The 15,304-nt window shown below is 47.9% G+C and carries 13 protein-coding genes and 2 pseudogenes; 2 read left to right on the forward strand and 13 right to left on the reverse strand.

The features are described 5' to 3' along the window. Positions 1-10: 10 nt before the first annotated feature. The 7 genes from C0Q44_RS24355 to modA all read right to left on the reverse strand — a co-directional run bounded on the left by C0Q44_RS24355 (position 11) and on the right by modA (position 5,583). On the reverse strand, positions 11-763 hold the full coding sequence (locus C0Q44_RS24355) for an amino acid ABC transporter ATP-binding protein (protein WP_105409805.1): 753 nt from the start codon (positions 761-763) through the stop codon (positions 11-13). Further along, positions 760-1,470: an amino acid ABC transporter permease gene (locus C0Q44_RS24360; RefSeq protein WP_036673453.1), complete on the reverse strand. Its 711-nt coding sequence runs from the start codon at positions 1,468-1,470 to the stop codon at positions 760-762. The genes C0Q44_RS24355 and C0Q44_RS24360 overlap by 4 nt, the downstream gene beginning before the upstream one ends. 4 nt (positions 1,471-1,474) lie before the next feature. Further along, on the reverse strand, positions 1,475-2,218 hold the full coding sequence (locus tag C0Q44_RS24365) for an amino acid ABC transporter permease (protein ID WP_105409806.1): 744 nt from the start codon (positions 2,216-2,218) through the stop codon (positions 1,475-1,477). 24 nt (positions 2,219-2,242) lie between these two features. Next, positions 2,243-3,082, reverse strand: a complete 840-nt coding sequence (locus C0Q44_RS24370; protein ID WP_105409807.1) for a transporter substrate-binding domain-containing protein — start codon at positions 3,080-3,082, stop codon at positions 2,243-2,245. Between the two features lie 343 nt (positions 3,083-3,425). Beyond that, positions 3,426-3,758, reverse strand: coding sequence for a hypothetical protein (locus tag C0Q44_RS24375; protein ID WP_105409808.1), 333 nt, complete (start codon positions 3,756-3,758; stop codon positions 3,426-3,428). Positions 3,759-4,021: 263 nt separating this feature from the next. Beyond that, the gene (gene modB, locus C0Q44_RS24380; RefSeq protein WP_181151162.1) at positions 4,022-4,708 is read right to left on the reverse strand and encodes a molybdate ABC transporter permease subunit; all 687 of its coding nucleotides are present in this window, start codon (positions 4,706-4,708) and stop codon (positions 4,022-4,024) included. Further along, positions 4,705-5,583, reverse strand: a complete 879-nt coding sequence (gene modA, locus C0Q44_RS24385; protein WP_105409809.1) for a molybdate ABC transporter substrate-binding protein — start codon at positions 5,581-5,583, stop codon at positions 4,705-4,707. Before modA ends, modB begins: the two co-directional genes overlap by 4 nt. A gap of 265 nt (positions 5,584-5,848) precedes the next feature. On the opposite strand from modA, the gene C0Q44_RS24390 reads away from it, so the two are divergent. Further along, entirely contained in the window at positions 5,849-6,895 is a 1,047-nt protein-coding gene (locus tag C0Q44_RS24390) for a substrate-binding domain-containing protein (protein WP_105409810.1), read from the forward strand. Between the two features lie 244 nt (positions 6,896-7,139). On the opposite strand, the gene C0Q44_RS24395 is transcribed toward C0Q44_RS24390, so the two are convergent. Beyond that, a complete protein-coding gene (locus C0Q44_RS24395) occupies positions 7,140-9,212 on the reverse strand; it encodes a beta-galactosidase (protein WP_105409811.1) in 2,073 nt (690 codons plus the stop codon). Positions 9,213-9,490: 278 nt separating this feature from the next. Here C0Q44_RS24395 and C0Q44_RS24400 point away from each other — a divergent pair, with 278 nt between their 5' ends. Continuing rightward, a complete protein-coding gene (locus tag C0Q44_RS24400) occupies positions 9,491-10,246 on the forward strand; it encodes a helix-turn-helix domain-containing protein (protein ID WP_258166535.1) in 756 nt (251 codons plus the stop codon). Positions 10,247-10,420: 174 nt separating this feature from the next. Here C0Q44_RS24400 and C0Q44_RS24405 read toward each other — a convergent pair. From C0Q44_RS24405 to C0Q44_RS24425, 5 genes and pseudogenes are all read right to left on the reverse strand, one after another. Further along, a pseudogene (locus C0Q44_RS24405) lies at positions 10,421-10,521 on the reverse strand (30S ribosomal protein S14); the annotation flags it as partial. Between the two features lie 152 nt (positions 10,522-10,673). Further along, positions 10,674-11,870 carry a GTP-binding protein gene (locus tag C0Q44_RS24410; protein WP_105409813.1) on the reverse strand — a complete coding sequence of 399 codons (1,197 nt, stop codon included), beginning with the start codon at positions 11,868-11,870 and terminating at the stop codon, positions 10,674-10,676. Between the two features lie 324 nt (positions 11,871-12,194). After that, positions 12,195-13,430 carry a staphylopine family metallophore export MFS transporter CntE gene (gene cntE / locus C0Q44_RS24415; protein WP_181151163.1) on the reverse strand — a complete coding sequence of 412 codons (1,236 nt, stop codon included), beginning with the start codon at positions 13,428-13,430 and terminating at the stop codon, positions 12,195-12,197. Between the two features lie 23 nt (positions 13,431-13,453). Continuing rightward, positions 13,454-13,648: pseudogene (locus C0Q44_RS24420) on the reverse strand (staphylopine family metallophore export MFS transporter CntE); the annotation flags it as partial. Positions 13,649-13,912: 264 nt separating this feature from the next. Further along, complete coding sequence (locus tag C0Q44_RS24425) at positions 13,913-15,202, reverse strand: amidohydrolase (RefSeq protein ID WP_258166536.1); 1,290 nt, start codon at positions 15,200-15,202, stop codon at positions 13,913-13,915. Positions 15,203-15,304: the final 102 nt, after the last annotated feature.

The following is a 15,304-nucleotide window of genomic DNA, read 5'->3' on the forward strand; positions in this document are numbered from 1 at the left end:
GCCTATATCGTCAGATGACGTAACTCCAGTCGGAAGAATATCGACTGAGGAATTGGCGAGTTCGTTCCTGCTGAGGACGCACAAACACCTCTTCCGGCGTTCCTTCCTCCACAACGGACCCTCCGTCCATGAAAACAACACGATTCGCCACCTCACGGGCAAATCCCATCTCATGGGTGACTACAATCATGGTAATCCCCTCTTGAGCAATGGAGCGAATGACAGACAGTACCTCGCCCACAAGCTCAGGGTCCAGCGCCGAAGTTGGTTCATCGAACAGAATCACTTCGGGATTCAGTGCCAATGCTCTGGCAATCCCCACCCGTTGCTGTTGTCCACCTGACAACATACTGGGATACTCATTGATTTTGGCAGACAGTCCAACCTGTTCAAGTACATGCAGAGCACGAGTACGAGCGTCCGCCTTGGACATTTTCTGGGCAATAATTAATCCCTCTGTGACGTTCTCCAGCACGGTCTTGTGTTTGAACAGATTATAATGTTGGAACACCATCGCCGTTTTTCGTCTCAACTGCACAATGTCATGTTTGCGTGCATGCTTGCAATTGACGGTCAATCCACTGATCTGAACCTCGCCCTCATCGGCGCGTTCAAGAAAATTCACACAGCGGAGCAACGTCGTTTTGCCTGAACCGCTCGGTCCAAGAATGGCTACGACATCACCCTGTTCCACGGTCAGATCGATCCCTTTCAGTACTTCCTGTTGGCCGAATGACTTGTGTATATTTGTTAATGTAATCATGACACACCTCCTTTGCTGTATACGGCTACTCTGCGTTCCAGCAAAGCTGTAATACGCTCGGCAATGATGGTCAGCCCCCAGTAGATGAACGCTGCGGCGATAAAAGCCTCCAGAAATTTCAGACTGACGGATGCCACCACATCCGCTTTCCCGAGTATGTCCATCTGGGATACGGTGAAGGCCAGCGTTGATCCGTGCAGGAACCCGACAAACATGCTGCACAGATTAGGCAATACCGCCCCAATCGCTTGAGGGATGATGATGCGCCTTAAAGCCTGGAATGTGCTCATACCCACTGCGTGAGCGGCTTCCATCTGACCGATGTCCACGGCAAGAATGCCTGAACGGATAATCTCGGACATATAGGCGCCCGCAGTGAGAGAGAAGGCAATCAGTACAAATACGAGAATGGGAATCGATGAGGATTGGAAAGCCCAACCGTAACGTTCCGCCAGCTTGTCGATGATCATCGGAATACCGTAATAGATGAGGAAGAGATGCATTAGCATCGGTGTTCCACGCAGGAATGAAACGTAGAAGTCAGCAATGCGATGAATCCACCGCACACGATAAATACGAATCAGAGCCGTAGCCAGACCGATTCCGAAGCCTGCAATCAACGGAACAATCGTAATGACGAGTGTCAGTGGCAATGCCTTCAGAATTTGAAAAAAAGAGGTATAGATAAACTGGAGATCAATAGACATATGCTCACCCCGCTATTCGTTTCAGGCGTTCGGCTCGAATTGCCGGTTTGTGTACAACTTTCTTGCGTTCATGACGCTGGAGTCTGCGCTCAACAACAACGAATCCTTTTTCAAGCACAATGACGATGACATAATAGACCACGGACAGACTGATATACACTTCAAGCGCATGTGATGTAGCCGAGATTAGCGTCTGCCCCCTGCCCACCATATCCATGACACCGATGGAGAACGCCAGAGACGTATCCTTCAGTGAACCGATTAACGTATTGGCCATGTTCGGAAAAGCAACAATCAGTGCCTGCGGAACGACAATCCGCCGAAACGACTGAAATGTGGTCATACCCGCAGCATAGGCCGCTTCGGTCTGGCCTTTGTCCACACTGCGTACGGCTCCGCGAAAGATCTCGGCAAAGGACGCCGCATCACTAAGCGCATAGGTCACAATGACAAACAGCAACGGGTCGGTTCTTGACAGGTCGATGCCAATCGGTTTCAGCAGTTCGGGAAGTCCGTAGTACACCAGAAACAATTTGATCAGGATCGGTGTGCCCCGCATGAACGAGACGTACAGGGTAGCAATCTGGCTTAGTACCGGAATGCGGTACAGCCGGGGAACAGCCAGAAGCACGCCGCCCACCAGTCCGAACACAATGGAACCACCCAGTACAATCAGTGTTATATGCAAATACTGTAGCAGTTCCGGGATGAAATCCAGAACCAATGACAGATCAAATGATTTTCCCATTACCGCTTGCACACCTTTCTCAGACTACTCTTCAACCGTATAATCAGCTCCAAGCCACTCTGTGCTCAGTTTGCTTAATGTCCCATCTTCTTTGATTGATTGGAGCGCTCCGTCTATTTTGGTTTTGAGTTCTTCTTCATCCTTGTTCAGAATGAAGTACACTTTGGAGTTCGAGAGGGCGTCTCCAACCGTTTTCAACTGGGCATCCACTACCTTGTTCTGATAATCGATGGCAAACGGTGTACTGATGGTGGCATCCACACGGCCGGTTTTGATCTGTGTATTCGTATCTTCCCCTGCCCCGGAGTAGACAATATCGATCTCGCCTCCATTTGCTGCATTCCATTTCTCAGCGAGAACTGCCGCATTACTCGTAGCGCCGACAATCAGTTTTTTACCTTTGAGATCCTCAATGGAATGCACTTCCTCATTCTTCTGGCTCACAACAATTTTATTGGGGAAAATATTATAGGCTTCATCATTAAACAGGAACTTGGCCTGTCTCTCTTCATTCACTTCCATCTGGTGAGCGATGAGGTCAATTTTTTTCGTTTCCAGACTCAGCAGCAGATTTTTGAAATCCATCGTGCTGAATTCGAATTCATACTCAGGCAATCGTTTGTCGATCTCACGGATTAGTTCAACATCATACCCTGTTAACTTGCCATTCTCATCAATGAAGCAGACATTGGGGAACTGTGTACCTGTTCCTACAATGATCTTTTTCACTTTCGTGTCGCCTGCTGCCGAAGCAGATTCGGACTCCTTACCTGCAGTTCCTGTGCTGCATCCAGCCAGTACCGCCAGCATGGTGATGAACAGTAGTGCTGTTCGGAATTTTTGAATCCCCCGTTGTTTAACCATTCCCAATCTCCTCCACAGGCTGTTATCACAGCAAATATGATGTGTGCTCCCCATCCTATAATCTCTTACCAAACCATTCTTACTTGTATAGTCGGAATTAGGTTGAACACAGAATATCATTCCAAGCCATACTTGGGCAATAACTAAACCAATAGGACATCCTGATAAGGTTATAGAACTTCTCTATATGTCACTTTCATCCACTGATCCATGTGCTCAACGCACACAACAAAAGCCATCCCCCATACCCAAACGGAGGATGACTTCATCAGGTGTGAATCTCTTGTGAATTTAGATAACAATTTCATTTTTGCGTTACACCACTTGATCAGATATTACTCATCTATCTTCGACTCGCCCATTTAATTTTACGTGCGACTTCCACTCGCTGTAATTGCAAGAGCCCGATCCGTTCCTCAAATTTCTGGCGTTCATCCTTGGAATGAGCGGCATGAATCTGGTGGCAGAGACTTGTCAGTTTGCTGTTGATGTAATCAAACCGTGTCCATAATTCTTCTTCAGGAGTACGCTGCTGCTCCGTCGCCGTCTGAAATATTTTGAGTTGGTGGATAAGGGATTGTTGCCATTCCTGATCTTGAATTTGAATAGCAAAATGCAAAAGATCCAGATAGTCATCGATTTGCAACGAAACGCCGCAATCAGGTTTAGTGTTCATCGTCGTCTCTCCTTATTTCAGTGCTTGGCTAGAACCAGTCATTTCTATTTTACAGGAACAAGCACACTGAAAGCGAGTGTTAAACGATTAAATTTCGGAAAAAGGTTTGTTTTTTTATGTTAATGAAGCTTTATATTTATTTGCATGAAGATTTAATAGGTATATAGTATTTGTGCATATTAAATCCATGATTAAAACCCGCTTCAAGGCGTTATTTCCTCACAGCGGGTTTCGTCTTTTATATAACATGGATACTTATAAATTCAATCATTTTTTCCGTCTCTTGGCTGTCTTGTCATCAGTAACATAATGAATGAGATGATGATAATGGACACCGTCCAGGCCCAGGCCATAGTCTGGTTACCCGAATCGACAGCGACATAGATTGCTGTGGGTACCGTCTGTGTTTTGCCCGGAATATTGCCTGCAATCATAAGTGTGGCTCCAAATTCCCCGAGTGCCCGGGCAAAGCCCAAGATGAAAGCTGTCATTAACGCCCTGCCTGCAAGCGGCAGGGAAATATACCGGAACACCTGCCACTCATTCGCCCCGATGGATCGGCCTGCATCTTCCAGATCACGATCTACACCGCCGAACCCGGATTTCATCGTCTGATATACGAGCGGGAAAGCAACCACCACTGAAGCAATCACGGCAGCCCACCACGAGAAAATAACCGGTGCAGAGAAGATGGCTTCAATCCAGCGCCCTAGCAAACTTTTGCGTCCCAATATCACCAGTAACAGAAATCCGACCACCGTCGGCGGAAGTACGAGCGGAAGCATAAACACCGTTTCCAGAATAATTTTACCCCGAAATTGGGTACGTGACATTTTCCAGGCTACGGCAATCCCGAACACTGCGGCAACCACGCTAGATAATAGTGCGACTTGTAGAGACAAGCGAATCGGTGACCAGAATACGGACCAATCTATTGCGTTCACGTTCATTCCGGAATCGAGAACCCGTATTTGGTGAAGATGTCCAACACTTCAGGGGTCTGCAAATAGGTGTAGAATTGTTCGGCTTCCGTGCGGTGTTTCGTACCTTCAATAATACCAATGGGATACTTGGCAGGCGTATAACTATTTTGGTCCACCTCAAACGCAATTTTCACCTGATCGGAAGTCAAAGCATCCGTTTTGTATACAAAGCCTGCATCCGCATTGCCTGTCTCTACATATTGAAGAACCTGTCTAACGTCTTTACCTTGTACAAGCTTGTCTTCCAGTTGGTCCCACAGCTTCGCATTCGTCAGAGCTTCCTTGGCATAGGTTCCCGCAGGCACACTTTCCGGGATTCCAATTGCTACGGTCTTGATCGAATCACTGGTAAGATCCTTCTCACTGGTCACTGCATTTGTTCCGTCAGCAGGCACAATGGCCACCAGTGAATTTTGCAGCAAATTCTTCTGATCAGCTGAAGCAATCAGGTTCTCGTCCACGAGCGCATTCATATTTTTGGTCGCCGCCGATACGAAGATATCAGCAGGTGCACCCTGCTCAATCTGCTGTTGCAAAGCACCTGATGCGCCAAAGTTGAAATTCAATTCAATATAAGGATGAGCAAGCTCATAATTGGTCTCAATCTCTTTCATTGCATCTGTCAGACTGGCCGCCGCCGAAATCGTCAGATCTACCGTTTCTTGTGGATCGGCATTGTCCGTGGATGTATTCTCACCTGATGCCGCTGGCGTAGAAGTCGTTGATTCAACAGCCGTGGGGGAATCTGCCGTGCCCGTGCCCGCATTTGCCCCACAACCAGCCAATACAATGGCCAGTCCCAGTGACATACTTCCTAATACATATCCAATACGCTTTCTCATTCGTCATCCCCCAATGTTATGTTTAGTTATAACTAGATATAATTGATTATACACAAGACGAATAAAATGGGAAGGTAAGTTTCGATCACATTCTGTTTTTGATATCTATCTTACGTCTTCATTCCGTGTTCCCAGGTTTATGGCATCCTTCGATTAATGGTATAGTACAAGAAAGATCCATCACGATGCATGACTCGACCCCATGAAAGACACTGATGTAGTACAACTATATATGCTCTATTCCTTTGAAGGAGGATCTTCACATATGACAGAGGAGCAATCCTATACGACTGAAGAAATATCCAAGCTGCTCAAAATATCCAAACTAACGGTCTATGACCTGATCAAAAAGGGTGACCTCGTCGCATATCGTGTCGGCAAACAGATGCGGATTGATGCAACCGATCTGGAAGCCTATAAACGTCGATCCAAGCAACTTCAGTCCCCAGGTCAACACACTTCGGCTTCGGATCAGCCTTTGGCTTCCGGGACACATGCCGGGCAACGGGATACCCGGAATGTCGCACCTCTTATGGTAAACTCAGCCGGATCTGTGCCCCCGATTGCTCCAGCTGTATCTGGATATGCGATGACAGCCCATACAGCAAGGCATCTGGTCATTACAGGTCAGGATGTCAGTCTCGATATTCTGATGCGTCATATGGAAAAGCAGACACGTGACATCCGTCCGCTGCGCTCGTTTATGGGCAGTCTGGATGGACTCATCTCCATGTATCGCGGGGAGTCTGATCTGGTCAGTACCCACCTGCTCGATGGAGATACCGGTGAATATAATCTGCCGTATATCCGCAAAATTCTGACGGGATGGTCATATGTAGTGGTTAATCTGTTGTCACGTCCTGCCGGACTATATGTACAACGTGGCAACCCGCACCACTTGCAGGATTGGACCGATCTGAGCCAGACTGCGCTTAGGCTGGCTAATCGGGAGAAAGGCTCTGGCGCACGGGTATTGCTGGACGAACAGCTTCGATTACATGGAATCTCATCCACAGGTCTGCTCGGGTATGATGTGGAAGAAACAAGTCACATGGGGGTAGCTGCCAAAGTCAGTTCCGGGGAAGCCGATGTGGGCGTTGGGATCGAGAAGGCTGCACGTCTTGTTGGACAGGTTGATTTCATCCCGCTCGTGCAGGAACGTTATGATCTGGTCATGTTAAAAAAGCCAGGCAATGAAGCCTGGACAGATTCGGTCCTGCGTATTCTCCAGTCCCCGGCGTTCATACAGGAACTGCAATCATTTGAGGGGTATGATGTGTCACGGACAGGCGAAATTTTGTACGAAACGTAGTTGAAGGACAGTTATACGAACATAGTTATACAAAATACACATACGAACCTAGCAAAGCTTATTAGGGGAAATATCACTTCATTCAATTTCTAACGAATCTCAGTCACGCTATTCCTGCTAAAATTAGCTTCTGCGTTTAAAAATCGACCCCATATGGCCGAATAACGTCTCTGAGATTCGTTACATATCGGACCTGCCCAATTTGGATCAAATAGCGTGTGTCGGATTCGTTAGAAACATAAACTCATAGCGGCAGATCTATTTCAAAAATGAACACACCATACGCAGGCATATTGATTTCATTCTGAACGGTTGTACCCGATAGTAACTCTTTGGCTTCCTTTTTAAGCCTGATGCTCACTTGTTGATCCGAGTAGTTGAGTAAGAATAAACAACCTTTGTCCTTACCAGAACGGATACCAAGTTCAACTTCGGACGGCACCTCGATCAGATCATCCACAGGCGAAGATAGCCCTATTTCATCCAGGAGTGCATCTACAACTGGTTCATTGTAAGCCGCCCCATAATACCATACCTCCCCCTGACCTACCGCACGTTTAGTCAAAGCAGGACTACCTGCATAGTACTCGGATGCATACTCGGCCATGACCTGCACTTCGGGATGCTCCACATGAAGAACTTCGTTGAATAACGCCGTAGGTGTTCCCTCCTGAAGTCTCTCATTCTCCCCATTCCATTGTAGGTTGGCTGCGGGAACGGTTCCTTTGACTAATGTAAAATCTTCAACGGTTACACCACACAGCTCAGCGACAGCCCCTGGGAATGGTCTCATATAACAATGCCCCTTGAGGTCTTTATAACCAGTACGGGCACCAAAAAACAGGGTACCCCCTTGACTGACATAGGATTGCAGAAGTTCTGCTGTTTCGTCTGTCATGATGGCCGGGTGAGCGTAGATGATCACTTTATATTTGGATAACTCCTCCAATGTTGTCGTTGGTTGCAGTGTAACCATATCCGTAGGAATATGACGATACTGTAGTTGCTTATACCAGGAGCGTACACTCTGTTGATGAAGCGGACCGTGCCACTGGTCTAACTCTCCATCCCAGATGTTATCGTAATCTTGCAGGATGGCAACATCGGCTTGATATGTCGTGCCCGCAATAATGCGCCCGATCTTGGCAAACTCTTCACCTACTTGTGCAACCTCGCGGACCCTTCTGTTGGGCCCATTATGGTAATCATTGATGCCATGCCAGTACATCTCGGTTCCGAACGTTGCCGTCCGCCAGCGGAAGTAGACAAGCAAATCAGTACCATGAAGAACAGATTGATATGACCATAATCGGATCTGACCGGGTCTTGGCGTACCCATGCCGATACTATCGACCCAGCCTCCTGGCCCAGACTGTTGTTCCATCACGCAGAAGTTCGGTGACATATGGCGTACGTTGGACAGTTTCATGCTCCACGCCCGGTCTTGTAACGAGTTGTCGTCTGTCCCTGGGAAGATCGTGGCAAACTGCGGATACGAATCATAGGAGAAGAAATCCAATAGGTCCTCTGTCATTTCATGATTATCCAAGTGTCCAAATGTACCGTTTGTCGTGATCCAATGTTTCGGGTCCAGTTCCCGTATGATGTCCACCTGAAGTTTGGCAAATGAAATCGTATTGGCTGATATGAATCTCTTTTCATCCAATGCCAGGTGAGGATTGGGCGATGGACTGACCATATTTCGGGTAAGGTGAACTTGCTCCCAGTCGGTATAGGTCTGACTCCAAAAAACGGTGCCCCAAGCCTGGTTCAGGTTCTCCAACGATTCATAACGATTCTTGAGCCATTTACGAAAGGCGACATGATCTGCGTCAGCGTAGAACACATCCATATGGCAATTGAATTCGTTATCGATCTGCCAGCCAATGAGAGCCGGATGGTCTTTATAGGCAATCACCATATTGTGTACGATTTTTTCACATTGCTGTCTGTAGATTGGGCTGCTGTAGTTGGTATGGCGTCGCATGCCATGTTGATACAATACCCCGTCCTTATTCGCATTCAATACTTCGGGATATTTGGATGTCAACCACGCTGGTGGAGTTGCAGTAGGCGTCCCCAAAATAACGCTCAAGCCATATTGATGTGCCAGATCCAGTGCCTTCTGGAAAAAACTAAAATCGAACTGGTCTTCTTCCGGTTCAAATATGGACCATGCGAATTCAGCCATCCGAATAACCGTAATATTCATCTCTTGCATTCTACGGAAATCGTCCTCCCACAACTGTTCCGACCAATGCTCCGGGTAATAACAGACCCCTAGTTTCAATTCATCCATTTGTATTGATTTTGCCAACTTTAGTTGCCCCCTCTAACCTGCCATAATGCCTCCATTCTATTGGATTCTTCACTTATAATAAATGACAAGATTATGCGACTTATAATAAAATATTGTCATTGTCATAGATTCAAACAACAGTTAACTGAATCTATTTAGGTTCATTACATAAAAATATTGCGTTCAAATGGAGGATTCACGTGAAGGAACACATCTTTCTCCCAAAGCCCGTTTTCCCCAGACATGTATGCTTTCCCGATTTTATGGGAGGGTACAGTGACTTTCCGAAGCATCGTGTGCATCGAGAATATGGCACTACCGAAATCAACTTGGATCAATGCTACAATCTGCACCTTGTACTTAACGGTAAAGGATTCCTGGACACCGGAACCGCACGTTATGAGTTAACGCGTGGACAGGGATTCCTCTATGGTCCTGGTCTCAGACAAACCTACTACTCCGACTCCGATGATCCCTGGAGTATTCGTTGGATTCACTTCTACGGAATTCGTCTTGAAGAACTGTTAAATGGAAAAGGAGTTGACGAGCCATGGCTGTTTCAATGTTCCAACTTTCCAATGGTTACGATGCTGATGAATAAATTGCTGGAGCTGGGAAGGGGCTATCAAGTTGATGACGAGTACAGCATGGCAGCAACACTGTATGAGCTTTTGACCAGATTACAATCCGCAGCGAGCCAGATTAATGTTTCCTTGAATCACACATCAGAGAGAATTCGTGAAGCAGGGAATTATATTCGTTCCCATAGTAACGAGCACATCTCACTGGACCACGCTGCCGGAATTGCCGGATACAGCACACCCTACTTCAGCCGCAAGTTCAGTCATACGTTTGGAGTCTCCTTCCCGGAATTCCTCATGGAATCCAGGCTATTACATGCGAAGCAGCTGTTGGCTACGACCAACCTTTCCATTAAACAAATCACGTTGGAAACAGGGTTCTCACAGTCAAGCTACTTCATCCGATGTTTTAAGACTCAGGAAAACGTAACGCCAATGCAATTTCGAATGATGCACAATCATTCGTTATAGACAGATCATAAGACCTCATTATGGTTAAACAAAAAAAACACTGGAAAAGCGCCTCTTTGTTTCAGTTATGTTTGGAAACAAAAAAACTCCCACTCTCGCCAATTTGGCGAAGGGGAGTTTTTAGAAGAAATGTTCTCTCTTGTATGATGTTGAATAAATTCCTTCATTATTCTTCTACCAACTGGATTTTGTTACGCCAGGAATCTGACCTTGATGAGCCAGTTCATGGAACTTGATTCGGGACACCTTGAAGTTGCAGAATATCCACGCGGGCGTTTTCAGCTCCTTTATGAATTCTTAATTCTCTTGTCCAAAGGGAAAATCCGTAATAACCGCGAACGCTTCGCTTCTTAGGAGTGAGCAGCGGGTACTGCACTCTCCGTTTCAGTGTCATCATCCGTTGATCATGTCTTCTTTTGTAATTCTGTCACACAGCTTCCACAGGCCATGGCAGCGGATTGTCAAAATGACCCCAATCTGCCAGCATCTCTTCATCGCTGAGCAGGCACTGATCCAGCTCATCTTCGATGATCGAACGTTCCATGTCGATCCCGATCATGACCAGCTCCGTCTGGCGATCTCCCCACTGGGCATCCCACTTCTCCAGAACATCCGGTTCGGTCCGCAAAATCTCTTCCTTGTCCGCTTCCGGCAACGCGGCAACCCAATGCCCGGCAGGGCCGAATTGAATGGATGGGCCAGCCTGACTCAAGCTTGCAGCGACATCTCCTTCAGCCGCAAGCCATACCAATCCTTTGGCACGCACGACTTCTTCTGGCCAGTAACTCATGAATTCAGCCAGACGGGAAGGATGGAATGGCTTCCTGCGGCGATACACGAAGGAACCAATGCCGTATTCCTCGGTCTCTGGCGTATGCGACTCTTTCTCCAGTTCCTGAATCCATCCGGCAGACATGCTCACTTGTTCAAAATCAAAGCGGCCGGTGTTCAGAATCTCGGACGGGTTCACCTGTCCGTTCACGGTGCGAATGATTTGGGCATTCGGCTGGAGCTTGCGGATGATGCCCTCCAGTTTGTTCAGTTCCACTTCATCCACCAGATCACACTTGTTCAACAGCAGTACATCACAAGTCTCGATCTGATCAATCAGCAGGTCTACCACATCCCGGGTATCCTCATCTCCGGTCGCCTGGTTCCGGTCCAGCAAGCTCTGTCCCGAAGCGTAATCATGCCAGAATCGATTGGCATCCACCACGGTTACCAGACAATCCAATTTCGCCAGACGGGTCAGATCGATACCCGACTCCTCATCGGCGTATGTAAACGTCTGCGCCACTGGAACAGGTTCGCTGATGCCTGTCGATTCAATCAGGATATAGTCATACTTGCCCTCGTTCACCAGCTTCTCAATCTCCTGCATTAGATCATCCCGCAAAGTGCAGCAGATACAGCCGTTGGATAGCTCCACCAGTTTCTCTTCGGTACGGGACAACGTCGCCTCGCCCTTCACCATGGCTGCATCAATATTGACCTCGCTCATGTCATTCACGATGACAGCTACTTTTAGCCCTTGCCGATTGTGCAGCACATGATTCAGAACCGTCGTTTTACCTGAACCCAGATAACCGCTCAGTACGGTTACCGGTATTTTCTTTTGTGTCATGAATATCTACTCCTTATAGGTACAGTTCAGTTGATTCGAACTTTAATAGTAATTATTACGATTAACAATAATGACTATAATCCTCTTGGCTGCCATTGTCAAACTATTCTTACTACGATATACGATAAAACACTGAAAAAAAAAGCCTATGGTCTCTTCTCCTGCAGCAGCTTCGTACCATGACGATAGCCCCGGGAAAAGTCAGTCCATAAGCCTTTCATTTTTAACATCCATAGAGACACCTACTTGCCCAGCGCACAGGTCCCCAATTTCAGCATCCTACCGACTTACTCTGCAAGAGTATTCCACTCCACTGACCTGAGTTCAACTCGCGACTGTAGATCTGGAACTGTTCCCCGCTTCCATCTGTTGTCTGAAAATAATCACCAGAACCATCGCTGCGACAGAGAGTAGCGTGCAGATCATAAACATGGTCGAATACGAGCTGCTCTGCACAATAAGCCCCATCGCGAGTCCTCCCAGAGAGAATCCCAGATCATACGAGGACATAAAGATACCCATGAGTACATATCTGGAATCCGCTGGCAGCACGAAAGACAGATAGGTGGTTAGTGTCGGATACAGTAACGCCAACGCAAAACCACTGAACACCGCAGAGAGGTACACCAGCGGCCCAAGCGTATCCAACAGACTGAGCAACTGGGTCCCCAGTGCTGCACTCAGCAGTAGACCTGCCATGAGCCAGGTATTCCAGCTCCCGTCAGACGGGATTTTTTTGCGCAAAATGAACCTGCACAGAATCACAACCAGACCCTGAATTGTCAGAAACACCCCTGCACTCGCCACGCCTGTTGATACCATATAGAGTGGAAGAAAGGTCGCTGTTGCTCCAAACACACAGGATGCAAACAGCATCACCACACTGCTGATGAGCAGCGGCGTACTGCGCCAAATGCCACTGAACGAACGTAGCATATCGCCTAGCGTATACGATTTATTCTGAACTGTACTTGAAGGCAAGTCCACATTGTATCCGATCAGAAGCGGCAAGGCTGCAAGTCCCAGCATCATTATCGTAAAAGCCAGATTGCTGGCATTCTCCCAGATTTGTATGGCAAGTATGGGAATGACCAGCGAAGGCACCATCGTAAACAAAGTGTACATGGACAACCCTTGTGCCCGATCCTTGTCCTCCAGCTTCTCCACAATGCCCGCCTGCATCGTCATGGAGAAAAACGCCGTCGCCACCCCTTGCAATGCCCTGAGCCACAGATACGTCTCCACACCGAAAACAACAAATAGCAGCAGTGTTCCGGCATGCAGGATCAGCAACCACTTCATCACCTGGAGCGGTCCATGTTTGCCCAGCATCTGTGCAGCAAAGGGTCTCAAGAGCATACAGGTGAACATATAGGCTCCCATCATCAGACCAATTTCCGCCTGATTTAATCCAGCCGCCTCACTTCGCAGGGGCAAAATAATCGTCAATGCAGAATTCGCTGCAAAAAATAAAAAGGCCAGCATATAAAACCGGAAAAAGGAAAAGGATGTTGGATTTAATTTTCCATTGGATGCTGCCGTTACAGAAGACTTCAACATATCGTACCTACTTTCTCTGGCTGTCAGTTCACCGATGGTCCTGTAACCGATTTTCGCCGTTCATAGGCAAAAACGATCATTACCGCTCCTAGGATAGCACACATCATGTACATAAATGAATAGGAGAAGAAGTCAGCCAGCGGTCCCATGATCACACCACCCAGAGAAATACCCAAATCAGCTGTCGCAATAAATAAACCAATCCATACATTCCGGTTCAACTTGGCGGTATATTCGACCATTAGAGAGCGTCAACAAATATTTCCAACTATAAAGGGTAGTCACCGTACAGTTTCGAGCCTCTTTTGGCAAAAGAAAACAAAAACAGAGCTGACGCTTATGCGCAGCCCAGATCAAAAATTCAGGGAGATTACGATCCATTGTATGATCTAATCTTGCTCTTGTTAACCGCTATATTGCGGCTGTTATCGCAGGATCGAACTGTATATTCTGAATATAATTGAGGTTACCACTACATTTCTTTAAGTCACGACTACCTTTTCAGATTGCAAACGTTGCAGTGCCTGCTCAGCCAGCCCGGCCAGAAGATATGCCCCAAGCGGCAGTGCCCGTTCATCCACATCAAAGCCCGGATGATGCCATTCATGTGGACCTGATGTACCAAGGAACAGGAATAGGCCCGGAACTTCTTTTTGATAAAAAGAAAAGTCCTCTCCCGCTGGAGAAGGCAACGGTCTGACACGGTTCAGCCCAAGCTCACTCGCGACGTGTTCTGCGGCAATTGCCAGCGATTCATCGTTGACCACAGCCGGCGGTCCCTGAATCCAGCGAACCGTTGCGCGTGTGCCATAGGCTGCCGCCACACCTGTAACTACCTGATTGAAACGTTCGCGAATACGAGCACGAACCTTCTCGTCAAAGGTACGCACCGTGCCATCCAGTATGGCCTCATCGGGGATGACGTTCCAGGCGGTGCCGCTGTGGATCTTGGTCACGCTGATGACGGCGCTCTCCTGGGCACCCACATTACGACTCACAATCGCCTGTAGCGCAGTAACGATATGTGCGGCGACGACAATCGGATCAATGCCCGCCTCCGGCACAGCAGCGTGGGTGCCTACACCTTCTACTTTGACAACAAAACCATCTGCCGCTGCCATTAACGCACCTTCCCGAATGCCCACCGTACCCACTTGCAGGTCAGGCTTGTTATGCAACCCGAATACAGCCTGAACATCAGATAATGCCCCACTCTGGATTACTTGCCGTGCGCCTGTTGCTTTTTCCTCCGAGGGCTGGAAAATGAAACGTACCTTGCCCGGAAGGCTGGACTCGCGCTGTTTCAGTAATCGCGCAGCACCAATCAGAATCGCCGTATGTGCGTCATGACCACAAGCATGCATTCGGCCATGCACCTGGGATGCAAAATCCAACTTCGTTTCCTCCTGAATGGGCAGCGCATCAATGTCCGCTCTAAGGGCAACAACAGGGCCATCTCCTGGACCCACCTCGGCTATAAGCCCTGTTCGCAGTGTATATTCGTCTGCAATCCGAACGCCTTCTTCTTCCAGCCAACCACGAATGGCTGCTGTCGTCTCCCTTTCGTCGCCGGATAGTTCCGGGTTGCGATGCAAATGCCGCCGAATGGTGATCAGACGCGCAGTGAACTCTTCTGCTCGTTCCCCGTCAAGCTTATGCTTGGGGTCCTGCACTTGCTGCTCAACTTGTGGTTCGGCTTCCTGCTTAGTCAGCTCCTGCTCTCCAGCCTGCTGATCTGCTTGCTGTCCAAGCTGTTCCAGATCACTTTTCATGACACGGCCTCCCATGTGTAACCATTCACACGATAACGGAGAGGACAGAAAAAACCTGAGGATAACAGCGATTGGAAGGTTATTCTGTCATCGTAGTGTCCG

The sequence above is a fragment of the Paenibacillus sp. PCH8 genome, assembly GCF_002968835.1.
Taxonomy (GTDB): domain Bacteria; phylum Bacillota; class Bacilli; order Paenibacillales; family Paenibacillaceae; genus Paenibacillus.

Excerpts from the sequence above, each read along its gene's own strand:
- C0Q44_RS24355 (WP_105409805.1), bottom strand. The coding sequence starts at position 763 with ATGATTACATTAACAAATATACACAAGTCATTCGGCCAACAGGAAGTA.
- C0Q44_RS24360 (WP_036673453.1), bottom strand. The coding sequence starts at position 1,470 with ATGTCTATTGATCTCCAGTTTATCTATACCTCTTTTTTTCAAATTCTG.
- C0Q44_RS24365 (WP_105409806.1), bottom strand. The coding sequence starts at position 2,218 with ATGGGAAAATCATTTGATCTGTCATTGGTTCTGGATTTCATCCCGGAA.
- C0Q44_RS24370 (WP_105409807.1), bottom strand. The coding sequence starts at position 3,082 with ATGGTTAAACAACGGGGGATTCAAAAATTCCGAACAGCACTACTGTTC.
- C0Q44_RS24375 (WP_105409808.1), bottom strand. The coding sequence starts at position 3,758 with ATGAACACTAAACCTGATTGCGGCGTTTCGTTGCAAATCGATGACTAT.
- modB (WP_181151162.1), bottom strand. The coding sequence starts at position 4,708 with ATGAACGTGAACGCAATAGATTGGTCCGTATTCTGGTCACCGATTCGC.
- modA (WP_105409809.1), bottom strand. The coding sequence starts at position 5,583 with ATGAGAAAGCGTATTGGATATGTATTAGGAAGTATGTCACTGGGACTG.
- C0Q44_RS24390 (WP_105409810.1), top strand. The coding sequence starts at position 5,849 with ATGACAGAGGAGCAATCCTATACGACTGAAGAAATATCCAAGCTGCTC.
- C0Q44_RS24410 (WP_105409813.1), bottom strand. The coding sequence starts at position 11,870 with ATGACACAAAAGAAAATACCGGTAACCGTACTGAGCGGTTATCTGGGT.
- cntE (WP_181151163.1), bottom strand. The coding sequence starts at position 13,430 with ATGTTGAAGTCTTCTGTAACGGCAGCATCCAATGGAAAATTAAATCCA.
- C0Q44_RS24425 (WP_258166536.1), bottom strand. The coding sequence starts at position 15,202 with ATGAAAAGTGATCTGGAACAGCTTGGACAGCAAGCAGATCAGCAGGCT.